The 23,633-nt window shown below is 54.7% G+C and carries 17 protein-coding genes; 12 read left to right on the top strand and 5 right to left on the bottom strand.

Annotated elements, in window-relative coordinates; genetic code table 11:
* Positions 1 to 110: 110 nt before the first annotated feature.
* The 5 genes from ACTQ52_RS00300 to ACTQ52_RS00280 all read left to right on the top strand — a co-directional run bounded on the left by ACTQ52_RS00300 (position 111) and on the right by ACTQ52_RS00280 (position 6,553).
* Positions 111 to 1,265 carry a TRAP transporter substrate-binding protein gene (locus ACTQ52_RS00300; protein ID WP_410042842.1) on the top strand — a complete coding sequence of 385 codons (1,155 nt, stop codon included), beginning with the start codon at positions 111 to 113 and terminating at the stop codon, positions 1,263 to 1,265.
* Between the two features lie 184 nt (positions 1,266 to 1,449).
* Entirely contained in the window at positions 1,450 to 1,953 is a 504-nt protein-coding gene (locus tag ACTQ52_RS00295) for a TRAP transporter small permease (protein ID WP_410042843.1), read from the top strand.
* Positions 1,953 to 3,218, top strand: coding sequence for a TRAP transporter large permease (locus tag ACTQ52_RS00290; RefSeq protein ID WP_441226528.1), 1,266 nt, complete (start codon positions 1,953 to 1,955; stop codon positions 3,216 to 3,218). The genes ACTQ52_RS00295 and ACTQ52_RS00290 overlap by 1 nt, the downstream gene beginning before the upstream one ends.
* A 55-nt stretch (positions 3,219 to 3,273) precedes the next feature.
* Positions 3,274 to 4,920 carry a dihydroxy-acid dehydratase gene (ilvD, locus tag ACTQ52_RS00285; protein ID WP_441226527.1) on the top strand — a complete coding sequence of 549 codons (1,647 nt, stop codon included), beginning with the start codon at positions 3,274 to 3,276 and terminating at the stop codon, positions 4,918 to 4,920.
* Positions 4,921 to 5,200: 280 nt separating this feature from the next.
* Positions 5,201 to 6,553, top strand: coding sequence for an MATE family efflux transporter (locus tag ACTQ52_RS00280; protein ID WP_441981441.1), 1,353 nt, complete (start codon positions 5,201 to 5,203; stop codon positions 6,551 to 6,553).
* A 468-nt stretch (positions 6,554 to 7,021) separates the two neighbouring features.
* On the opposite strand, the gene ACTQ52_RS00275 is transcribed toward ACTQ52_RS00280, so the two are convergent.
* On the bottom strand, positions 7,022 to 9,457 hold the full coding sequence (locus ACTQ52_RS00275; RefSeq protein WP_441981440.1) for a GH36-type glycosyl hydrolase domain-containing protein: 2,436 nt from the start codon (positions 9,455 to 9,457) through the stop codon (positions 7,022 to 7,024).
* A gap of 316 nt (positions 9,458 to 9,773) precedes the next feature.
* Between ACTQ52_RS00275 and ACTQ52_RS00270 the strand changes: the two genes are divergently transcribed.
* The 4 genes from ACTQ52_RS00270 (at position 9,774) to ACTQ52_RS00255 (ending at position 14,224) form a co-directional block, all read left to right on the top strand.
* Positions 9,774 to 10,793 (top strand): LacI family DNA-binding transcriptional regulator, encoded by a 1,020-nt coding sequence (locus ACTQ52_RS00270; RefSeq protein ID WP_441981439.1) that lies wholly within the window; start codon positions 9,774 to 9,776, stop codon positions 10,791 to 10,793.
* A gap of 147 nt (positions 10,794 to 10,940) precedes the next feature.
* On the top strand, positions 10,941 to 12,368 hold the full coding sequence (locus ACTQ52_RS00265) for a carbohydrate ABC transporter substrate-binding protein (RefSeq protein ID WP_441981438.1): 1,428 nt from the start codon (positions 10,941 to 10,943) through the stop codon (positions 12,366 to 12,368).
* Positions 12,369 to 12,442: 74 nt separating this feature from the next.
* Positions 12,443 to 13,354, top strand: coding sequence for a carbohydrate ABC transporter permease (locus ACTQ52_RS00260; RefSeq protein ID WP_441226523.1), 912 nt, complete (start codon positions 12,443 to 12,445; stop codon positions 13,352 to 13,354).
* Between the two features lie 12 nt (positions 13,355 to 13,366).
* Entirely contained in the window at positions 13,367 to 14,224 is an 858-nt protein-coding gene (locus ACTQ52_RS00255) for a carbohydrate ABC transporter permease (RefSeq protein WP_410042850.1), read from the top strand.
* Between the two features lie 83 nt (positions 14,225 to 14,307).
* Here ACTQ52_RS00255 and ACTQ52_RS00250 read toward each other — a convergent pair whose 3' ends face one another.
* The 4 genes from ACTQ52_RS00250 to ACTQ52_RS00235 all read right to left on the bottom strand — a co-directional run bounded on the left by ACTQ52_RS00250 (position 14,308) and on the right by ACTQ52_RS00235 (position 19,522).
* Positions 14,308 to 15,195 carry a GDSL-type esterase/lipase family protein gene (locus ACTQ52_RS00250; RefSeq protein WP_410042851.1) on the bottom strand — a complete coding sequence of 296 codons (888 nt, stop codon included), beginning with the start codon at positions 15,193 to 15,195 and terminating at the stop codon, positions 14,308 to 14,310.
* A 166-nt stretch (positions 15,196 to 15,361) separates the two neighbouring features.
* Positions 15,362 to 16,702 carry a DHHW family protein gene (locus ACTQ52_RS00245; RefSeq protein ID WP_441981437.1) on the bottom strand — a complete coding sequence of 447 codons (1,341 nt, stop codon included), beginning with the start codon at positions 16,700 to 16,702 and terminating at the stop codon, positions 15,362 to 15,364.
* Between the two features lie 108 nt (positions 16,703 to 16,810).
* On the bottom strand, positions 16,811 to 18,484 hold the full coding sequence (locus tag ACTQ52_RS00240; protein WP_441981436.1) for an MBOAT family O-acyltransferase: 1,674 nt from the start codon (positions 18,482 to 18,484) through the stop codon (positions 16,811 to 16,813).
* 288 nt (positions 18,485 to 18,772) lie between these two features.
* Positions 18,773 to 19,522 (bottom strand): DUF4358 domain-containing protein, encoded by a 750-nt coding sequence (locus ACTQ52_RS00235; protein ID WP_441226520.1) that lies wholly within the window; start codon positions 19,520 to 19,522, stop codon positions 18,773 to 18,775.
* Between the two features lie 275 nt (positions 19,523 to 19,797).
* Between ACTQ52_RS00235 and ACTQ52_RS00230 the strand changes: the two genes are divergently transcribed.
* From ACTQ52_RS00230 to ACTQ52_RS00220, 3 genes are all read left to right on the top strand, one after another.
* Positions 19,798 to 20,598: a flavin reductase family protein gene (locus ACTQ52_RS00230; RefSeq protein WP_441981435.1), complete on the top strand. Its 801-nt coding sequence runs from the start codon at positions 19,798 to 19,800 to the stop codon at positions 20,596 to 20,598.
* A gap of 317 nt (positions 20,599 to 20,915) precedes the next feature.
* Positions 20,916 to 21,953, top strand: coding sequence for an ATP-binding protein (locus ACTQ52_RS00225; protein WP_441981434.1), 1,038 nt, complete (start codon positions 20,916 to 20,918; stop codon positions 21,951 to 21,953).
* Between the two features lie 425 nt (positions 21,954 to 22,378).
* Positions 22,379 to 23,587 carry a polysaccharide deacetylase family protein gene (locus tag ACTQ52_RS00220; RefSeq protein WP_441226517.1) on the top strand — a complete coding sequence of 403 codons (1,209 nt, stop codon included), beginning with the start codon at positions 22,379 to 22,381 and terminating at the stop codon, positions 23,585 to 23,587.
* Positions 23,588 to 23,633: the final 46 nt, after the last annotated feature.

Here is a 23,633-nt window from a genome sequence, read left to right as displayed (position 1 = left end):
GTAAATCCGTAAGCATTGGCCCTGTATGGATGGAAGAAGCTTTCAGCCGCTTCGGCGGATGAAATATAAAAACGTTTACATTTGTTGATACAATTTGAGGAGGAGACATTATGAGAAAGAACAGAATGATGGCCATGATGATGGCCGGTGCGATGGCAGCATCCCTGGCAGCCTGCGGATCATCCAGCACACCAGAGGCAACCACGGCAGCAGCCGCAGAGACGACCGCCGCAGCCGCAGACACCACGGCAGCTGCAGAGGAGACCACGGCAGCTGGTGCAGAGACCACAGCAGCCGCAGCCGATGATGATGTAAAGAACGCATCGAACGTTCAGCCGGAGATCCCGGAGGGCGCAACCGTGCTCAAGCTTGGTATGACCACCAACGAGCAGGATTCCTTCATGATCGCAGCGGTAAAGTTCGCACAGGATGTACAGGATAAGACCGACGGCAAGTATGCGATCGAGCTTCACCCGAACGGAGACCTCGGTGGTGAGCGTGATATGCTTGAGTCCATGCAGATGGGCACCCTCGATATGGGTATCGTGACGTCCGGACCGTTCGTAAATTTCTCCTCGGATATGGGTGTACTCGACATGCCGTATCTCTTCGAGAACAAGGAGCAGGCATACGCTGTGCTCGATGGTGAGGTAGGTCGTTCTCTTCTCGATACACTCGAGGGTTCCGGCCTCAAGGGTCTCGCATATGCAGAGAGAGGCTTCCGTGATCTCACAAACAACGTTCGTCCGATCAAGACCGCAGAGGATGTAAAGGGCCTCAAGATCCGTGTGATGGAGAACGAGGTTTACCAGAAGGCCTTCGATGCACTCGGTGTCAACGCAACGCCGATGGCATGGTCCGATGCACTGACCGCTTTACAGCAGGGCACCGTCGATGGTGAGGAGAACCCGATCAACGTTATCAACTCCTATAAGCTCTGGGAGTCCCAGAAGTACGCAACCCTCGATGGTCACAGCTACTCCACTGCGATCGTCACCATGTCCCTCGATAAGTTCAACGAGCTCGACGCCGACATCCAGCAGGTATTCCTCGATGCAGCACAGGATGCCGCAGAGTATGAGAGAGAGTGGGTAGCCGCTCAGGAGGCAGATCAGCTTCAGGCGATGAAGGACAACGGCATGGAGGTCGAGGAGAACCCGGATATCGCTTCCTTCAAGGCAGCTGTACAGCCGGTATATGATGCATATCCTCAGTATGCCGATTATGTAAAGAAGATCAACGACGTCATCGCTACAGTTAAGTGATTTTTCGGATCATTGGAAAGTGAAACGTTCGAAGGTATCGCTACGCAAACACTTCCTATCCGAACGTTCATATTAAGAAGTTTATGTAGAAATAAAGCTGAGACGGAGCCTGCTCGCGCAGGCTCCGTCTCAGAAACAGGGGTCGTACAGATACCTGAAGCAGGTAGTGAAAGGGGCAGACAAAGTGGGATTTGTTAAAGCTGTTCATAAGTTGTCAGATGCGATCGATAAGGTGATGGGCTACGTCATCTTCGCGATGCTGCTTCTGATGGTCATCATCACCGGTGCGCAGATCGTGTGCCGTATCTTCTTTAAGTCGTTACAGTGGTCCGAGGAGGCCACCCGTTATTTACTGATCTGGTGCTCGATGCTCGGTGCAGGGTGTGTCTATAAGCACGGCGGACACATCGCCGTCACGGTACTGCAGGATGTGATGCCGGCACCGGTGAAGAGAGTGATGCAGCTTCTCGTGCATGCACTCTGTTTCGCCCTCTGCCTGGTGGTCGTTTACTACGGCTATAAGTATTTCGGAAAGCAGGGAACACAGCTTTCCGCATCCCTCCGCTGGCCGATGCGCTATGTATACTTAGGCATTGACCTCGGTTGCGGCCTTATGGCCGTACATGCGCTGGATGCGTTCCTGCAGCAGCTGTTCCACATGGATGAAGTGAAGGAGGTGGAGTCATAATGGCAGCCGTACTGTTTATTTCGTTCGCAATTTTACTTCTTCTCGGTGTTCCGGTCGGCTTCACCATCGCCATCGCCGCCTTCATCACCCTCGTCGCCGGTGACGTACCTGCCCTCATGATGGTGCAGCGTATCTTCACTGCGCAGGACAGCTTCTCGCTGATCGCGGTTCCGTTCTTCATCCTCGCCGGTGACCTCATGTCGAAGGGCGCCGTGTCGAAGGTGCTCGTCGAGTTCGCAGAGTCCCTCCTCGGCTGGATCCGTGGCGGCCTCACCATCGTTTCCGTCCTCGCCGGCATGTTCTTCGCCGCGATTTCCGGATCTGGTGCAGCGACCACCGCAGCCGTCGGTGCGACCCTCATCCCGGAGCTCGAGAAGCGCGGCTATCATGTCGATAAGTCTGCCGCCCTCATCGCCGCTGCCGGTACGATCGGCGTCGTCATCCCGCCATCCGTTCCGATGGTGCTCTACGCCGTCATCGCAGAGCAGTCGGTCAATACCCTTTTCCGTAACGGCTTCATCCCGGGTATCACGATGGGTGTGATCCTGATCGTCATCGCCCTCGTCGAAGCGCGGAAGCTCAACTACCCGAAGGGCACACCGCTCAGCGTGAAGAACGTCCTGAGAACCTTCCTCCATGCGGTCTGGGGCATCCTCATGCCGCTGATCATCCTCGGTGGCATCTTCTCCGGCTACTTCACCCCGTCCGAGGCAGCCGATGTCGCGGTTATCTACTCCATCCTCATCGGCTTCTTCGTGTACCGTGACCTCACGCCGAAGGGCCTCATGGAGATCATGAAGAACTCTGCGAAGACCTCCTCCGTCATCATGCTGATCATCGGCTTCTCCGGTCCGTTCGGCTGGGTACTGGCGAACTGGAAGATCCCGGAGATGATTTCGAAGGCTGTTCTCTCCGTTTCGAGCAATACCTACATCATCCTCTTCCTGATCGGTCTTATCATCCTGGTCGCTGGTGTCTTCATGGAGACCTCCTCTGCGATCATTCTGCTCACCCCGGTATTCCTTCCGCTCGTGAAGGCGATGGGCGTGAACCTCGTCCACTTCGGTGTGGTATTCGCCGTCGGCCTCGCCATCGGTATGATCACCCCGCCGGTAGCCATCAACCTCTTCGTCGCCTCGGGTATCACGGGACTTCCGATGACGAAGATATCGAAGGCCATCATCCCGTACCTGATCGGCCTCATCGTGGTGTTCTTCGTGATCCTCTATGTACCACTGGCGTTCCCAGGACTGATTCTGGCTTAAGAATTTCGTAAGGGGGTCTGACCCCATTAAATTTTTATTAACAAGGAGGCATATTATGCGTAGTGATGTAGTAAAGAAGGGTATCGAGCGTACCCCGCACCGTTCACTTCTGAAGGCCGACGGCCTGACCGACGAGCAGATCCGCCGTCCGCTGATCGGCGTCGTCAATTCATTTACCGAGGTCGTTCCGGGTCATGAGCACCTGCAGCAGATCTCCCGTGCGGTCAAGGATGGTATCCTGATGGCCGGCGGCACGCCACTCGAGTTCAACACCATCGCTGTCTGCGACGGTATCGCGATGGGCCACGATGGCATGCACTTCTCACTGTCATCCCGCGAGCTGATCACCGACACCATTGAGTGTATGGCGAGCGGCCACGCTCTCGACGCCCTCGTCTTCATCCCGAACTGCGATAAGATCGTACCGGGCATGCTCCTCGCTGCCTGCCGTCTGAATCTGCCATCCGTTTTCGTATCCGGTGGGCCAATGCTGTCTCTTCATCAGCGTGACCTGAACACCGCGTTCGAGGCCGTCGGTGCGTTCAAGGCTGGTCTTATGGACGAGAAGGGCGTCCTCGACATCGAGAATACCTGCTGTCCGACCTGCGGCTCCTGTTCTGGTATGTTCACCGCGAACTCCATGAACTCCCTCTGCGAGGTACTGGGCATGGCACTTCCGGGCAATGGTACCATCCCGGCGGTCTATTCGGAGCGTATCCGTCTCGCAAAGCTGGCCGGCATGCAGGTGATGAAGGTCCTCGAGCAGAACATCCGTCCGCGTGACATCATCACTGCAGATGCGATCGAGAACTGCCTGACCACCGATATGGCCCTCGGCTGCTCCACCAATACCGCACTGCACCTCATGGCCGTAGCGCATGAGGCAGGCGTTCCGTTCGATCTTCATAAGATCAACGAGATCTCCGATCGTACCCCGAACCTCTGCCACCTGGCACCGGCGGGTCACCACCACATGCAGGACCTCATGGATGCCGGCGGAATCTATGCCGTCATCCACGAGCTCGATCAGCATGGCCTGATCCACAGAGACTGTATGACCGTGCTCGGTGAGACGATCGGTGAGGCGACGAAGGACAGCGTCAACCGGAACCCGGAGGTCATCCGTCCGTTCGATAACCCATACCTCAAGGAGGGCGGTCTCGCCGTGCTGTATGGTAACCTGGCACCACATGGCTCCATCGTCAAGCGTTCGGCAGTCGCACCTGAGATGATGGTCAATGAGTGCACCGCGCGCTGCTTCGACTCCGAGGAAGACGCCATCAAGGCGATTTACGGTGGCGAGATCAAGCCGGGTGACTGTGTCGTGATCCGTTATGAGGGTCCGGCCGGCGGACCTGGTATGCGTGAGATGCTCGGACCGACCTCTGCCATCGCCGGTATGAAGCTTGATACGACTGTATCCCTCATCACCGACGGACGTTTCTCCGGCGCATCCCGTGGCGCAGCGATCGGACATGTTTCCCCGGAGGCCCAGGCCGGCGGTACCATCGCATACGTGAAGGATGGCGATAAGATCAAGATCGACATCCCGAACTACTCCATCAACCTCGAAGTTTCCGACGAGGAACTCGAAGAGCGTAAGAAGACCATGAAGGTACGCGAGCAGCGCAACCTCACCGGTTACCTCAAGAAATACGCGAAGCTCGTCCACTCCGCCGACTCCGGCGCGATCGTCGAGTAAGTTCTAGATACGAAGCATGTATTGAAACATGCTGAACACAGCGTTCGGATCCGCGGGTATATCGAGGACTCGAACCGGACATCTGACAGCGGATGCATTTCCCACGATGCATTTTGCCCCATAGAGCTCTGCCACTTACGGCAGAGCTCATTTTAAAGTTCCGATGAAATCCATCGATATTTCCATATTGACGACCGTAAAGTAACTACTTAAAATGAGGGGCTGTCAACCCTCTTTCAATAGAAGAAGCCAGGTATTTATACAGATAATCAGGTAGTATATGAGTAAAAGTAATGTTCAGAGCATGACGTCGGGCTCCCCGCTTCGTTTGATCCTCGTTTTCATGATTCCGCTTCTGCTCGGGAATCTGTTTCAGCAGTTTTACAACATCGTCGATGCGATGATCGTCGGGCGTCTGCTCGGTGCGGATGCGCTGGCCGCGGTCGGCTCCAGCTCGAGCGTCCAGTTCCTTGTGCTCGGTTTTTGCATGGGCAGCTGCGCAGGCTTCGGTATCCCGGTGTCACAGCGCTTCGGCGCAGAGGATATGCAGGGACTCCGGCGCTACGTGTACCACAGCCTCGTGGTGACGGTCATCATCGCTGCGGTACTGACGACATTGACCGCACTCCTGTGCCCGCTCATCATGCACATCATGCAGACGCCGGAAGACATATACCAGGACGCGTACCGGTACCTGCTGATCATCTTCCTCGGCATCCCGTTCACACTCCTCTATAACCTGCTGTCAAGCCTGCTCCGCGCGGTCGGAAACTCGAAGGCACCCTTCATCTTCCTCGCGATCTCGACCTTTCTGAACGTATTTCTGGATCTGTTCTGCATCGCGGTGCTTCACCTCGGCTGTGCCGGCGTCGCGCTGGCGACGATCACCGCGCAGGCCCTGAGCGGCATCGCCTGCCTCGTCTACATCATCCGCGTGATGCCGGTACTGCATCCGACGCGCGAGGACTGCCACTGGAACAGTACCGTGGCCCGGAACCTCGTCGTCATGGGCCTGCCGATGGGCCTCCAGTATTCGGTCACCGCGATCGGCTCGATGGTCATGCAGTCCGCGAACAACGGCCTCGGCTCCATCTACGTCTCCGGTTTCACCGCCGGCACGAAGGTGAAGCAGCTGATGCTCTGCCCGTTTGACGCCGTGGCCACCGCGATGGCGACCTTCGTCGGTCAGAACATGGGCGCGCATAAGATGGACCGTGTGAAGCAGGGCATCCGCGTGACGCTCGCACTTGCGGTCGGCTACGGCATCGTCGCCGGTGTGATCATGAACTTCGGCGGACACTTCCTCGGCAGCCTCTTCGTCGATGCGGCCAATGTCTCGGTCATCGACGCAGCTGCCCGGTATATGGGCGCGCTCGGCCTCCTCTACTGGCTGCTCGCCATCCTCGACGTCACACGCTACGCGATCCAGAGCCTCGGCTTCAGCGCACTGTCCGTCATCAGTGGTGCCCTCGAGATGGTCGCCCGTATCCTCGTCGCCACGATCTGCGTCCCGCTCTTCGGCTACAGCGCCATCTGCTGGACCGACCAGGCCGCCTGGCTCGCCGCCTGCGCCTACCTCATCCCGATGCTTCTGCACCTCATTCACAAGGTTGAGCGGGAACTTGACCCGTAAGTATCCATAATGCTTACTACACAAATATCTACTATTTTAAAAACAATCAATCATTGGATAGATTTACTCGGAATTACTCATATGCTCAAAAATGTACTATCGAATTATCGAGAAATTTTGAATTAGTGGATATCGTTTTTTGAGGATTGTTGATTACAGAGAAGTTCTTGTATCCAATATTCGATAAATTTTAAAAAGCTGGATAGTCAGTCGGAGAAGAGGCTTTCGAAATTAGCTATTCTATATCTATTATTTTTGAAATCATCGGATATTGGATAGTTTTCTTTTTAAAACTCGTTTTGGAGCCCGAAAACATATCTACTATTTTTGAAAATGCTGAATAGTAGATAGTTGGGCCTGAAATGGAAAAGAGCGCTGCCGTTTTTTCGGTAGCGCTCTTTGGCATTCTGAAATTTAGATTTTTCCGGTCTCGTAGTACTGTGCTTCTTCTGCCCGTCCTCCGGGCTCTTATCCTAACGTCACCACGACCTCATGCTGCTCGCCGCTGAGCCCCAGCGGGATGACATTGCCGGCGACCGGAGCGCCATCCACCGTCATAGAGGTGACGCCCTTTTCAGCGTGGGCGTGGTTGTCGATCGTGATGTGGTAGTGACTGCCACGGTAGAGCCGATCGACGGTGTAGTGCTCGAGTGTATCCGGGATGCAAGGGTCGATGCGGAGACCGTCCAGGCTCGGTTGGATGCCGAGGATGTACTGGCTCATGCAGGTAAAGGTCCAGGCTGCGGTGCCGGTCAGCCAGCTGTTCTTGCCCTCGCCCGGGGTCGCCGCATCACGTCCGGCCACCATCTGGCAGTAGACATACGGCTCCGTACGGTGGATCTCCGAGATGTCCTCGAGATAGATCGGGCAGGTCTTCTTGAAGACCTCGAAGGCACGGTTTCCATGACCGATCATCGTTTCGGCTGCTGCGATCCATGGATTATTATGACAGAAGATCCCGGCGTTCTCCTTATATCCAGGCGGGTAGGAGGAGATCTCACCGAGCTCCACGTGATACCGTGTATAGGCCGGCTGGTTCAGTACGATACCATACTTGCACTCGAGGCGCTTCTCCACGGACGCGAGTGCCGTCGCGGCCTTGCCATCCTCGACACCGATGCCGGCCATGACACACATGCCCTGTGGCTCGATGAAGATCTGGCCCTCCTCACAGACGTGAGAGCCCACCGGATTCGAGTATGCATCGAAGGCACGGATGAACCACTCACCGTCCCAGCCAGCGGTCTCGACGGCCTCGACCATCGCGGCGACTTCCTGATCGACGGAGGCAGCCTCCTCACAAAGACCGATATGACGGCAGATATCTGCATATTCCTTTCCGTACTTCACGAACATGCCGGCGATGAAGACCGATTCCGCGACCGGACCCTCGGATGGACCGGTGGTCTGGAAGCTCTCACCCGGCTCCTCGGAGAAGCAGTTCAGGTTCAGACAGTCGTTCCAGTCGGCGCGACCGATCAGCGGCAGCTGGTGCGGTCCCTTATGCGTGACGGTGAAATGGAAGCTCCGACGGAGATGCTCCATGAGCGGCTTCGCATCCGTGAAATCCGAATCCCAGGCACAGGCTTCATCGAGAATCGAGAAGTCGCCGGTCTCCGCGAGATAGGCATGTGTGCAGGCAATCAGCCAGAGCGGATCATCGTTGAAACCGCCACCGATGTCAGCATTGCCCTTCTTGGTCAGCGGCTGGTACTGATGATAGCAGGAGCCATCCGGAAGCTGTGTGTTCGCGATGTCGAGGATGCGTTCGCGTGCGCGGGTCGGAATCAGATGGACGAACCCGAGCAGGTCCTGACAGCTGTCACGGAAGCCCATGCCACGGCCCATGCCGCTCTCGAAGTAGGAGGCGGAGCGGGACATGTTGAAGGTCACCATGCACTGATACTGATTCCAGATATTCACGACGCGGTTCAGCTTCTCGTCGCTGCTGTGTACCGTATAGCTGCTGAGGAGACCATCCCAGTAGGCCTTCAGCTCTGCGAGCGCAGCGTCCACCTGCGCGTCCGTCTGATACTTCGCGAGAAGCTTCTCCGCCGGCTTCTTATTGATGATGCCCGGCGCTTCCCACTTCTCGTCGACCGGATTCTCACAGTAGCCGAGCACGAAGATGAAGCTCTCGGATGCGCCCGGTGCGAGCTCAACCTTCAGATGATGCGAGCCGATCGGCTGCCAGCCATGGGCGATGGAGTTGCGACTCTCGCCGGCGAGCACTGCCTCCGGATTATGGAAGCCGTTGTAGACACCGATGAAGGCGTCACGGCTTGTGTCGAAGCCGACGACCGGTCTGTTGACGGAAAATACCGCATAGTGATTCCGACGCTCGCGATACTCTGTCTTATGGTAGATCGTGCTGCCGATCACCTCGACCTCGCCCGTCGAGAAGTTCCGCTGGAAGTTCGTCTGATCGTCCTGCGCGTTCCAGAGACAGAACTCGACGAAGCTGAAGAGGTCAATGCTTCTGGCCGTCACACCATCATTTCGCAGGGTGATGCGGTTGATCTCACAGGCGTCGTCCACCGGCACGAAGGCCTCGAGCTTCGCCTCGAGCTGATTCTTCCGGCTTGTGATGACGGTATAGCCGAGACCGTGACGACACTCATACGAATCAAGCGTAGTCTGCGTCGGCTGCCAGCCCGGATTCCAGATGCTGTCGCCATCCTTGATATAGTAGTAGCGGCCACCCTGGTCGAGCGGACAGTTGTTGTAACGGTAGCGGGTGAGACGCAGGAGTTTCGCATCCTTATAGAAGGAGTAGCCTCCTGCCGTGTTCGAGATGAGACTGAAGAAGTCCCGGGACCCGAGGTAGTTGATCCATGGGAGAGGGGTCTTCGGAGTCGTGATGACATATTCTCGCTGTGCGTCATCGAAATGACCGAATTTCATAAAGCCTCCTTCTATATAATTCTTAAAACACAAAAAATAGAGTCTGAAATTAACAAATTTACGAATACGTTTTCGCTACACATAATTATATTTTCCTGGACAAAAGTTGTAAATAGAGCCGGCGAAAAAATCAACGAAATGTATATTTCGTACAAAAACGCATTTAAATATCTGTGAAATACTAGCTGTTTACAAGAAGACGAAATCGATTTAGAATGAAAATACGAAAAGGATTTCGGATGACAAATTCGAGAAGTGAAACGAAAGAAAAGTAATTTCGACCAGGAGCATCCGAAAGGAAAGATGAATCAGTATTATGGTAACGATTAAAGACATTTCGAAAGCGCTGGGGGTTTCGCCGGCGACCGTCAGTAAGGCACTGAATGGATATTCCGATATCAATCCACAGACCGCTGAACGGATCCGGGCCGCAGCGAAGGAAATGCACTATCTTCCTAATATAGCAGCCCGACAGTTAAAAACCAATCGTTCTCATAATATCGGTGTCCTGTTTGTAGATGCAACAAACTCAGGACTCACCCATGAGTACTTCGCAGCGATTCTGAACAGCGCGAAGGAAACCTTCGAAAAGCTCGGCTACGATGTGACCTTCATATCCGACACCATCGCCGGCACGAAGGCCAGCTTCTTGGAGCATGCACGCTACAGAAACTGTGATGGTGTCCTGATCGCCAGTGTGGATTTCACCTCCCCGCAGGTGGTTGAGCTCGTAAAGAGCGAGATCCCGACCGTCACCATCGATTATCCGTTTAATGATAAGAGTGCGGTGATGTCCGACAACCTCGAAGGTCAGTACGAGCTGACGAAGTACGTGCTGGAGATGGGACATCGCAGAATCGGTCTCATCCATGGTGAGATGACCATGGTTACGAAGAAGCGACTGAATGGATTCCGGAGAGCACTGAAGGAGTTCGGTGTCGAGCTGAATCCGATGTACGAGAAGGCCGGAGCCTTCCATGATGTGATGAGGACCGCGGAGGCGGTGCGTGAGCTCATGGCACTTCCAGAGCCACCGACCATCCTGATGTGTCCGGATGATTACGCAGCGCTCGGAGCGCTGACCGAGCTTGAGAAGATGGGGCTTCGGATTCCGGAGGACATCAGCATCACCGGCTATGATGGCATCAATCTTTCCCAGGTGATTCGCCCGAAGCTCACGACCTACTTCCAGGACTCCACCGGTATCGGTCATCAGTCCGCACGGAAGCTCGTCGAGGAGATCGAAGAGAAGGACAGCTGTACCGCAGAGCAGATCATGATCAGAGGCAAGCTCCTGCCGGGGCACAGCGTAAAGGATCTTCGGGAAGAAGCATAGGACAGCGCTGAAGAAACGTGAAGACGCGGGATGATCTTCCGCCGGAAGCATTGGACGGATCAGACGAAATACAGGCACGTAAGAATGTACATGAAGTATCGAAGGATACTTTACATAATAAGAATCTTTTTGAGGGAGGACTCAATAATGAAAAAGAATGTGAAACGTTGGCTTAGTATGACGACTGTTGCGACGATGACCGTTGCATCACTGGCAGCCTGTGGATCATCACAGCCTGCAGCGACGACCGCTGCACCGGCAGAGACGAAGGCAGAGACCACCGCAGCAGCGACCGAGGTAGCCACCGAGGCGGCGACCGAGGCAGCTTCTGATGAGGGTAAGGTGCTCAATATCCAGTGCTGGAACGAGGAGTTCAAGTCCAGACTGACCGACCACTATCCAGGATATGAGGCCGTCGATGGTACGACCGGTAAGATCGGTGATGTGACCGTGAAGTGGACCATCACACCGTCCACTGATAACGCATACCAGAACAATCTCGATACCGTACTTCCGGAAAATGAGAACGCGTCTGCGGACAGCAAGGTAGACCTCTTCCTTGTCGAGGCCGATTATGCAAAGAAGTATGTAGATTCTGATGTTGAGGTTACCGTTCCGGTCAAGGATCTCGGCCTCACAGAGGATGAGCTTAAGAATCAGTATCAGTACACGAAGGACGTTGTGACCGACGGCGATGGCAATCTCCGTGGTGTTTCATGGCAGGGCTGCCCGGGCGTGCTGATCTACAACCGTCAGGCGGCGAAGGATGTGCTCGGCTCCGATGATCCTGCAGATGTACAGGCTGCGGTGAAGGACTGGGCTAGCTTTAACGAGACGGCGAAGAAGATGAAGGATGGCGGCTATACCATCACATCTTCGGTCAATGACTCCTACCGTGTATACTCGAACAACGTCACCACTCCGTGGGTAACGGATGGCAAGATCACCATCGATGACAACATCAAGAACTGGGTAGACGATTCCAAGGCACTCGTTGATGCAGGCGAGACCAAGACCTACGAGCTCTGGTCCGATGACTGGAGCAAGGGCTTCTATCCGGATGGTAAGGTATTCTGCTACTTCGGACCGGCATGGCTCATCAACTTCTCGATGGCTGCAGATACAGATGGATCGATCGCAAACCAGGGCGGCTGGGGTGCTGTTGAAGGACCGCAGGGCTTCTACTGGGGCGGCACATGGATCTGTGCAGCGAAGGGAACCGATAACCCGACACTCGTTGCCGACATTATGAGACAGCTCACCACCAACGAGCAGATCATGACCGACATCGTAAAGAAGGATAGTGATTTCGTAAACAACAAGCCGGCGATGGATGCCGCTGCAAAGGATGATTCCTTCGCATTCAAGGTACTGGGTGGACAGAACCCGCTCGCACTCTTCTGTGCAGGTGCAGATAAGATCGACCTTTCCAACATGACCAACTACGATCAGGGCTGCAACGAGGAGTTCCAGAAGGCGATGAAGAACTACTTCGATGGCAATGCTTCCTACGAGGACGCACTGAACCTCTTCTACACAGCAGTTGAGGAGAAGTATCCGGAGCTTTCACACTAATCGACATAAATGCCCGCCCGGTGGAGAGGCCGGGTGGGCATTTTTACCTTCAAAATTCAGAAAGGCTGCAGATTATGAAGAAAAAACAGAGTAAGGTTGTACAGTACAACCGCTGGGGTTACTATTTTCTGATCCCGTTTATCGTTGTCTATCTTTTGTTCCAGTTCGTGCCACTCGTAACGACGATCTACAACAGCTTCTTCGAGAACTATCGCTCGGGCTTAAAGCAGATCGGGCCGAACTTCATCGGTCTCGGAAACTACCTGAAGATCCTGTCGAACGCAGATCTCTGGAAGTACGCCGGCAACACCATGATCATGTGGATCATCGGTTTCCTGCCGCAGATCATCACCTCGCTCCTCCTCGGTGCCTGGTTTACGGATCCCTCGCTTCGCCTTCGCGGCCAGCGCTTCTTTAAGACTGTGATCTATCTTCCGAATCTGATCATGGCGAGTGCATTCGCGATGCTGTTCTTCACCCTGTTCTCCGATTCCGGACCAGTCAACTCGATTCTGATGCAGCTTGGCATCCTCAGTAAGCCGTTTACCTTCCTGAGTAGTACGACGGCGACGAGATCCCTCGTCGGTGCCATGAACTATATCATGTGGTTCGGTAATACGACCATCCTCCTGATGGCCGGCATGATGGGCATCGATACCGCACTCTTCGAGGCGGCGCAGGTCGATGGCGCGAGCTCGACGCAGATCTTCTTCCGTATCACCCTGCCGCTGCTTCGACCGATTCTCGTGTACGTGCTCATCACCTCCCTCATCGGTGGTATCCAGATGTTCGATGTACCGCAGATCCTGACGAACGGAAGCGGTGACCCGGCACGTAGTACGATGACCATGATCATGTGGCTCAACAAGCATCTGTACAGTAAGAACTTCGGCATGGGCGGTGCCCTTTCCGTTCTTCTCTTCATCATCACCGGTGTGCTGAGTATGATCGTCTATAAGACATCTTCCAGCAGCGAAGTAAACTAAGGAGGCAGCGCTATGACAGAAATGAAGCAAAGCCATGGAATGAACATCCATGCCAGACGATTTATCTCGTATCTCGTACTGATCCTCCTGTCCTTCCTGTGCCTCATCTGGTTCTACATCCTGTTTATCAATGCGACCCGTTCGAACGCAGAGCTGACCCGCGGCTTCACGCCGATCCCGAGCAGCTACCTCTTGACGAACTGGCAGAACCTGCTGAATGGTACCCTTCCGGTGGTATGCGGCATGGGCAACAGCTTCATCGTCGCCGGCTTAAGTGCGGTGCTCTGCACCTACTTCTCGACCATGACCGCCTATGCGATCCACGCATATAACTTCAAGCTCAAGAAGTTCATGTTCACCTTCATCCTGATGATCATGATGATCCCGACGCAGGTCACAGCGCTCGGCTTCATCCAGTTCGTGACGAAGCTGAAGCTGATGGACAGCTTCATCCCGCTGATCGTTCCGTCGATCGCTGCACCGGTCACCTTTTTCTATATGAAGCAGTATATGGACTCGGTACTTCCGATGTCCCTCGTCGAGGCGGCCCGCATCGACGGCGCCGGCGAGTTCCGCATCTTTAACACCATCGTGCTTCCGCTGATGAAGCCGGCCATCGCCGTGCAGGCGATCTTCACCTTCGTCAGCAGCTGGAACAACTACTTCCAGCCGGCCCTGATCCTTCATACCGACACGAAGAAGACCCTGCCGATCCTGATCGCTCAGCTTCGTTCCGCAGACTTCCTGAAGTTCGATATGGGCCAGGTCTATGTCATGATCGCCTTCTCGATCTTCCCGGTCATCATCGTGTACCTCATCCTCTCGAAGTACATCGTTGGTGGTGTTACCACAGGTGGTGTCAAGGGATAAACCCGATTCACACATCTCATTTTTCTTCATAGGTTCTATAGCCTGAACCAAAAAGAACCGGTCCCGCAAGGGACCGGTTCTTTTTAATGATTAAAATTTTTACTTGCAGCGTAGTCGCGGAAGCACTGTGCCCATACGACATACGCGGCGGCGTTCTGATGGATCATCTGATCGGTGCAGAAGTTCGGATTCAGGTTACCCTGGCCATCCGAGAGCGCATCGGCGATGTTCATGTAGCCCCAGCCGTTCTGCTGTGCGAGCTTCTGCATCTCGGTGTTCAGCCTGCGGACGGTCGGATTATCGAAGGCCCAGCTCTTCACACCCGGGAAGCTCTTCGTATAGCCCGGATAGATGTAGGTCGTACTGATGATCGTGAAGTCGACCTCCGGATTGACCGCCTGAATCTGGTGGATGAGCTGTACATAGCGGTTTACGATCTTATCGGTACGGTCGCCGAGGTCGTTGAAGCCGAAGAACATATAGATGTGCTTCGCGTTCATGAGCTTGATGGAGTTCCATACATTCAGGAACTGGCCCTTGTAGATCGGATGTGCGATCGTCTTATCCTGCTCCTCTGGGATCAGTGCATTGATCAGATTATAGCGGGAGGCGGTCAGGAACTGAAGCTCAGCCATGAGCGGATTCGTTTTATTGCCCTGTGCGAACAGCTTGAAGCCATCGGCGACGGAATCACCGATGATGACGGAATCCTGATAGAAATCGAGCACGCGCTGATCCTCCTGCAGCGGGAGACCGTTGGCCGTGGTCTGTGCGCTCGCTTCGGCTGCCTGTGTGACCGTCTGTGTCGTGGTCGGTACAGCACTGCTGCCCGTGACGGTACTGGTCGCCGCCGTCGTCGGAACGGTCGGACCTGCCATCGGGCCGACTTCTGCCAGTGCAGAGAAGCCGGTAGAGGATACCATCGCTGCGGTCAGAAGTGCAGCGGCCCTTTTTCTGAAACTCTTTTTCATAAACATGCCCTTTCTTCGATGGCGGCGAAGCCCGCCGCCTTTTCTTTTTAAGCGCAGTGCACTGCGCATTTTGTGTAAAAAATATCTGTGCTTCCATCCCCCGCATATGCAGCGGGATGCAGCACAGATACACTATATGCTGAAATGAAGCTGAAAGCAAGCGCCCTTAGAAGATTCCTCCGACGCCGAGATCCGTGTCGATGGTGTTCATGTTGTAGAGCAGCAGCACGTCCGTCACCTCCGGGTGCTCGTTGATGAACGAAGACGGTCCGAAGCGGTAGTAGCGTGTATCGAAGACATAGATCTTTTGATAGTGATGCACGAGGAACGGTACCATGGAGTTCGCGTAGCTGTCCTTGATGAGGACGAGCTGGCGGTCCGAATCCGCGCTCGCGTTCGTGATCTCGACGAGTGGATGCAGATTACTAAGGAACATCGAGTACTTGTCCTTCTGCGCGAGATAGTCGCGGTTGTACAGCGTGTCCGTCACCTCGCCGGTATCCGGATAGCTTACCGTCAGCTGGTTTGCCGGATTTTCGTACAGCGTGATCGCGTCGCCCGGCACCGTGCTGTCATGGAGCTTCGAGAAGATCGTGCCATGGAAGTCTGTCGTTACGCAGGTCTTCTGAAAGTCTGCTTCCGGGATCGGGGAGAGCCCGGCGGCGCTGCAGTAGGCCTGATAGCCGACGTAGGCTCCGTGGGTCGTCCAGTGGTGGTCCGTATGGTAGTAGAGGCCGTCCATAGCGGAAGTATCGCAGCCGGTATCCTCCGCCTCGGCCACCGGCTGCGCGCCGTCTGCATCACCCGAGGCCCGTGTGCGGTCGGTATCCCCCGCGTCGGTCACCGGCTGTGCGCCGTCTGCATCACCCGAGGCGAGGGTACGGGCGGTCTCTTCCTGCGCCGCCGCGGCCTGCAGTGCACTCCAGGCGTCGACCTTCTGCATGTTCGGCAGCGCTGCGTAGATCTCGTTCATGGTGTCGACCTGCCGAAGCACGCCCCGGTCCGGTGCGCAGTTCGGGAGCTTCGCGTTGTAGGTGCTGATGGCGGTCGGGACGAGCATCACACGGACGTTTTCTTTCGCGCCGGTCGTGATGGCATCCTGCAGCTTCTGGAACTGCGTGATGATCTTTTTCTGCTGCTTCGGCGTCTTGTAGGCTTCGATGTAGTAGCCATCCTTCGCGAGGTAGATGTCGTTGATCTCCTCCCGGCCGGTCAGCATCTCATACTTCGTCTTCAGGGTCATGAAGGGATCCCGGAGCGGGAAGTGGTCGGAGAGATAGGTCTGAATGCCGCTCATGTAGGAGCCGTCCTTCAGGGTGTCAAAGCTGTAGACCGGCCAGCTCGCAAGGGCGCGGTTCTCGTTCTCTGAAAAGGTCTGCTTCGGTGCCACGAGACACCATACGCTGAAGCAGAGGATGAAGGCGGTGATGATACCTACGGTGAGGACCTCGGCCCGGCGCCGCAGACGCCTGATCGGAAAAGTGGCAAGCGATGCGCTGTGATCCATGATTTCCTCCTTTTAATCGATGATAAATGCTCGTCTGTTTTCCAGTCGACAGGACGGCTGGAAAATCGGATCGATGTTTGATGACACAGCAGCGGTGGGTCCGCTCTCTTAGAAACGGAAATACAGGAACGGGTTGTAGCTGTCGTTCACGAGGTACGCGGTCGTGAGCAGGAAAAGTACGAGGTAGCCGAGCGCGGTCAGCACGGTGCTGAGGGTTACGATACGATGTGCCGCTACGATGCTTCCACCTGTGTTTGTATGGTCAATGCATTTGGCGCTACTCGTATGGCTCTTTGCAGTGACATCTCCGTTTGCATTTCCATGTACAATGCTTCCGGCGTCACTTGGATGGTTCTCCGCAAACGCTGTCTCTTCAGCGTGGCACGTAGCGCCGGCGCAGAGGTCGATGCGCTTCTGCAGCTTCGCGCGGAGCCACGGGTAGACCGGGAAGGCGAGGATGCAGCCGACGATGAGGGTCGCGAAATTGTTCCGGAGATACCAGAGAAGTGTGCTGTTCACGAGCGGTACACCGGCCATGCCGAACATGATCCGGATGTACTGTCCGAGCTGCGTCATATCATCGAACACGAAGATGATGAAGCCGAAGATGACGATCAGGATCGCGTAGAGGTGCTGGAGAATGCGTGGAAGCTTCCGAAGGGCGCTTCCCCAGACATCCTTTTCGAACGCGAGGAGGACACCGTAGTAGAGGCCCCAGAGCACGAAGTTCCAGGCGGCACCATGCCAGAGTCCGGTCAGGAACCAGACGACGAACATGTTCCGAAGCTGCTTCCACTTTCCGTGGCGATTGCCGCCGAGCGGGATGTAGACATAATCACGGAACCAGGTGCTGAGCGAGATATGCCAGCGACGCCAGAAATCGGTGACGGAGACAGAGGAGAGCGGATAGTTGAAGTTCTCGAGGTAGTGGAAGCCGAGCATGCGGCCCATACCGATCGCCATGTCACTGTAGGCGCTGAAGTCGAAGTAGAGCTGGAGCGTGAAGCAGAGGCCGCCGAGCCAGGCACCGAGCACCGAGATCGTCGCCCCCGGACCGAGCACGGTCTGCAGAGAGGTGACGATGCCCTGGACCGAAGCATCGGCCGACGCAGCTGCCGGGCCCATCGTGAAGGCACTCGACTTGATGAGCTCCCAGACGGCACCGATGGTGTTCGCGAGGAGGACCTTCTTGAAGAGGCCCTGCAGGAAGCGGAGACCGCCGTCGACGAAGCCGTCGAAGGTGATGGCGCGCGCGTGCAGCTTCTCGTTGACGGTGGAGAAGCGGACGATCGGGCCGGCGATGAGCTGCGGGAACATCGACACGTAGGTGAGGTAGTAGAAGTAATTTTTCTCGACCGCCACCTCACGCTTATAGAGGTCGATGGTGTAGCTCATGGTCTGGAAGGTGAAGAAGCTGATGCCGATCGGGAGACCGAGGTGGAGCGGCGTGATGGTAGTACCGGCGAGGGCATTGACCGTCTCCACCAGGAAATCGGCGTACTTGAAGAAACCGAGACAGCCGAGGTCGATGAGCACCGACAGCAGAAGACAGAGCCGGCGGATGGCCGGACGCTGATCCGCGCGGTCCATTACACGGCCGAGCGTGTAGTCGGACAGGGTCTCGAAAATCATGAGCAGGATATAGACCGGCTCGCCCCAGGCGTAGAAGAGCAGGGAAAATGCGAGCAGGACATAGTTCTTCCAGCGGAACGGTACCAGATAGTAGAGGATCAGGCAGAGCGGCAGGAAGTAAAAAAGAAACGGGATACTGCTGAAAACCATAAAATGTCTCCTGAAAAAAGTGACCGTGCAGGGAGGGGAGCCGGCCTGAATTTCGTCGGCTTTGGAGCACTGCGCGTCCATAGCCGGCATCTGGGGTCACTGAACTGGGTGGTAACTGAAAAAGGCTGCCACAGGGACGCGGCAGCGACATCGGATGGGTCCGATACCGGCGGCCTGCGCTTCTGTGACAGCCCTGTGTGTTATGGGTTCGGCTTCTTCGTGAAGCTTCGGGCAGTGTGGCCCGAGGGTTTATTCGTTTTCGTGTGCTGTCAGGCGAAAAGCTGTGGATCAGCCTACGTTTGCGGAGATCACCTGATCGATCTGGGATGCGTTTCCGGACATGATGAGATAAACGTAGTTGCCGGAGGTCTTTACGAAGCCGGCAGCAGCCACCTGGTAAGCGGTCGGGTTGTAGTCCTGAAGCTCCGCCTCCTTCTGCTGCTTTACGGTCGCGAGCTGGCTCGACAGCGTGCTGACACTGGATGCATCCTTCGCCTTTAAGATCACGACGGTATCGGCCTGAGTGACATCCTCGGCGGCAGCGAAGACATAGCCGTCGAGCTGAGAGGCGTCGATGCCGTAGTAGTTTGAGATATAGCTGTCATCGAAGCTGACCATGCTCGGCAGGTAGCTGGTGAGCTTACTGTAGATATCCGCTGGTGCGGCACCGGTGGAAGCCGCCTTCGTCTCAGCAGCGGTGGTTTCCTCCGCCTTCGCGTCCTGTGCAGCGGCTTCGTTCTTCTCGTCTGCCTTTGTCTCATCCTTTACGGCCTTCTCGTCCTTCGACTCCGCCTCGGCGCTTTCCTTCTCGTCCTTTGACTCCTCCGCTGCAGCAGTGGTTTCTTCCACAGCGGTCGTTGTTTCCTCCGCTACCGCGGTTTCTGCTGCTGTGGTGGTTTCCTCGGTCGCTGTAGTGGTTTCCGCTGCTGCACTGGTGACCGCCGCCGTTGTCACAGCTTCCGCATTGCCTGAGCCACAGGCGTTCAGCACCAGCATGGAAGCAGCCAGCATAGCCACGGTCATAAATCTCTTTTTCATAATCAATCTCCCTTATTACTATACTATAGTGAATGGAACCGCCGCTGATCCGGCATCTCTCCATGGTCTTCCTACAACGCGCTATTATAACTTTTTAAATACGTTTCGACAATGCTTCCCACGGTTTTTGTGTGGCGTTACCCGGATAAACAGTTTACTACAGTGCGTCGCGATATTTAAGATGAAAAGTCACCTTTCGAATAGTATACTGAAAATCAGATGAATCAGCGCAAGTGCGCTGAAAAAGAACATAACAGATGAACAGCAGGAGTTTTATGAGTAAAATCACATTTCAGAAACCAGGTAATTTCATATATCCGGTGCCGGCGGTGATGGTGAGCCTCCGGGATGCGTCCGGGAAGTCGAACATCATCACGATTGCGTGGACCGGCACGATCTGTTCCGACCCGCCGATGGCCTATATCTCCGTGCGAAAAAGCCGGGCGAGCTATCCGATGCTGGTAGAGAGCGGCGAGTTCGTCATCAACCTTCCGAGTGAGGAGCTCGTGCGTGCACACGATTACTGTGGCGTCCGAAGCCTCGATCAGGTCGATAAGTGGAAAGAAATGAATCTGCATGAAGGTCAGGCGAGTGTCGTCGCTGCGCCGACCATCGAGGAGGCACCGGTCTCCATCGAGTGTAAGGTGACACAGGTGCTCCCACTCGGTACGCATGACATGTTCCTCGCAGAGGTCGTTGCGGTCGATGTCGATGACCGCTACATCGATGAAAAGGGTGCCTTTCATATGGATCAGGTAGGGCTCGTCGCCTACAGTCACGGAGACTACATGTCCCTCGGCGAGAAGCTCGGCAGCTTCGGCTACTCCGTTCGGAAGAAACCGGCGAAGGCAGTGAAGTCTACGAAAACGGTGAAGTCTTCAAAAATCGAGAAAACGGTATCCGCACAATCTTCGAAGTCGAGAAAAGTCACGAAATCTGCAAATCCAGAGAAGAATAAAAAAGCAGCACCCGCGCAATCTGAAAGCTCGAAGTCAGTCGTGAAAGCTACGAACACACGGAAGTTTACGAAGGACAGAAAAACTTCGCCATCAAAGAACAGAAACGGAAAAATCTGAGCCAAAATAAACCCGACGCAGTGGATGCAGAATGAAGCATCGACGGTGTCGGGTTCTCTTCATCAAGGAAACGGTTGGATTCTTTATAATATGAGAACTGGATTCTGTATAATATGGATACTGTCGGAGCCTTTATAATATGAAAACTTGTAAAATGATGTAAAAGGATGTAAAATGAATCCAGAGATGTAAAAGGATGTAAAAACTTATAAAACAAAGCGAAAGATGTAAAAGTTTGTAAAAAGATGTAAAACGGTTTTGGAAATACAGAAATGAAATCAGAATGTCCGCTGTGAAGAAACGAAAGGAGCATGAGGATGAGTCGCGCTAAGAATCCATTCAGTTTATCGTTTGGGCGTATCCCACCGGAATATATCGTGCGAAGCAGTGTCATCGATCAGGTAGTTGAAACCTTTACCTGTGAGCCGGTAACGATTCAGAACTATATGATCACGGGTGTGCGTGGAAGTGGTAAAACGGTAACCATGACGGCGATTTGTGAGCGCATCAAAGAACTGGATCACTGGATGGTGATCAAGATCAGTCCGCTGGATGATATCCTGGATACGCTTCTGAAAACCTTGAAAACTGCCGGTGGGAAGGCGAAAGAATCCACCATCACATTTGGGACCTCCCATCTCAATATCAGTATGAAGAGTACGGAGCAGAGTGTAAATGCCGAAATTGATGGACTGCTCGAGCTGTTCGAAAAGAAAAAGATGAGTATTCTGGTGGCCATCGATGAGATCACGGATACACCTCAGATGCGGAAGTTTTCCAGTGCGCTTCAGATGTTTATCACGAATAACCGACCAATTTATTTTATCGGCACTGGTTTATTTGAAGAAATCGAGAAGCTGAAAAATGTTCCGAATTTAACGTTTCTGTATCGAACACCGAAGATTACGATGGAGCCGCTGAATATCGTAGCGATGGCGCAGACATATCAGAGAATATTTGATATTTCGGATAAGCAGGCGGGCGCTATGGCCTCGATGACGAAGGGATATTCGTATGCCTTTCAGGTGTTGGGCTACCTCTACTGGAATGAACCGGGGGATTTTCCGACGCGAAGTCTGCTGAACAAGTTCGATGCGCAGCTGGCGGATGCGTCCTATCACCGGCTCTGGATGGATCTGTCCGATATGGATCGAAAGGTGGTCATGAGCATCGCGGGGAATGAAGGTGGAAAAACGAAAGACATTGCCCTGCAGGCAGAGATGGATGGCAATAAATTCAACCAGTACCGCAGACGCTTAAAGGATCACGGCATCATCGATGTCAGTCAGTATGGAAAGATTTCCTTTGCCCTGCCGAGATTTAAGGAATTTGTCGAGGCATACGGGGCATTTTGATCCATAGAAGAAACAGGTAGCAGCGAGATTTCATGACATAGAAAATGAAGTTATATTATTCGGGCACTTCCGTTCCAAAAGGTTAAGACGAATTAATAATTATACGGGACATTCTGTGGTAAAATGAATGCATCAGGTGACGATTTTCGTGCAGGGAGCAGGTGTACTGTCGCATGGCGAGGGGAATGACTCAAAATCTGAATAGAAATCAGACGGGTCGCAGTTCGAATGGACGGCGACCTGTTTCTGCTGCCTATGATGCTGGTGCATATCGCTCCACTGGCAGATCTGAAAGCAGTGGCGGGAATCGAGGAAGCGGACGTGGTACGTCCTCTTCGCGTTCGGCGCAGAGTCGAAGCAGTACACCTACGCGGTATCGGAGCAGCGTCTCCTCTTCACGTTCCGCCCAGCCCCGAAGCGCTTCTATGAGCACTGCGCACGGCCGTCGCCGTGTGCTGACGGAAGCTGAGAAGGAGTACTACCGCAGGCAGCGGGCGCTGGCGCGTCGCCGGAAGGCGGCACGGAAGCGGGCATATCAGGCGAGAGCCTTCGTGCTGATCACACTGATTCTCATCTGCTTCCTGGGCTTTAAGGGACTTTCCTACATCGCGAACTACATCGAGACCAGTCGTCAGAATGCTGTCAACGCCATGCAGGATATCGACATCCAGCGGGATCACAGTAGTATCGATGTGACGGAAAGCACCGGTGCCGCGATGAGCGACGCCGTCACAGCGAACACACCGGGTGATGCTGCCAGTGATGCGAGTGCACTCGGGGATGGCATCAGTACGAATCTGGCGAATGGCGAAACAGGAAGTGCATCCACGACCGGTACCGACATCGCCGACCCGACCCATGTCCTCTCGAACGGCCGCTATCTCGACATCACGAAGCCGATGGTGGCGCTCACCTGGGATGACGGTCCGAAGTCGTCCGTCGGAAACCATCTGATGGATGTCCTCGAAGCCAATAACGGCCGCGGTACCTTCTTCGTCGTCGGTGAACGCATCGATAAGGATCCGGATGAAGTGAAGCGCATGGTGGCAGACGGCCACGAGGTCGGAAACCACAGCTGGGATCATGATGAGAAGCTGTCGAAGAAGGGCGTCGACTATATCCGCAGTGAATTTGATAAAACGAATCAGAAGGTCCAGGAGCTGACCGGCGTCACGCCGACCCTTGCCCGCCTTCCGGGCGGCATTACATCCGAGGATGTGAAGAGTACCCTTACGATGCCGATGATCTTCTGGTCGATCGATACGCTCGACTGGAAGACGAAAAACGCACAGTCCACGATCGATGCCATCCAGGGAAGCATCAAGGATGGAGACATCGTCCTCATGCATGAGCTGTATGATGCCACCTCGCAGGCCTGTGACACGGTGATTCCATGGCTGAATCAGCAGGGCTACCAGATGGTGACGGTGTCTGAGCTCATCCAGTTCCGGCAGGCTGCTGTCGCCGGCGGAAACGGCAAGCAGTACAGCGCCTTCCGACCACAGCCGACCGAGGCCGCTCCGGCTACGGAAGCGGTGGCCGCTACCGACGCGGCACCGGTCGCAGCCTCGGAAGCAGCCCTGGCACCTGTAGCCGAGAGCAGTGTTGCAGAAAGCCCTGTCGCGGAAACATAAATACCAGAAATCAAAAGAGACGTTTGCCTGACCGGATTGGATAATC

The sequence above is a fragment of the Oribacterium sp. Sow4_G1_1 genome (assembly GCF_052116105.1).
In the GTDB taxonomy this organism is placed as follows: Bacteria; Bacillota; Clostridia; order Lachnospirales; family Lachnospiraceae; genus Oribacterium.
This window is presented reverse-complemented; position numbering and strand designations above follow the sequence as displayed.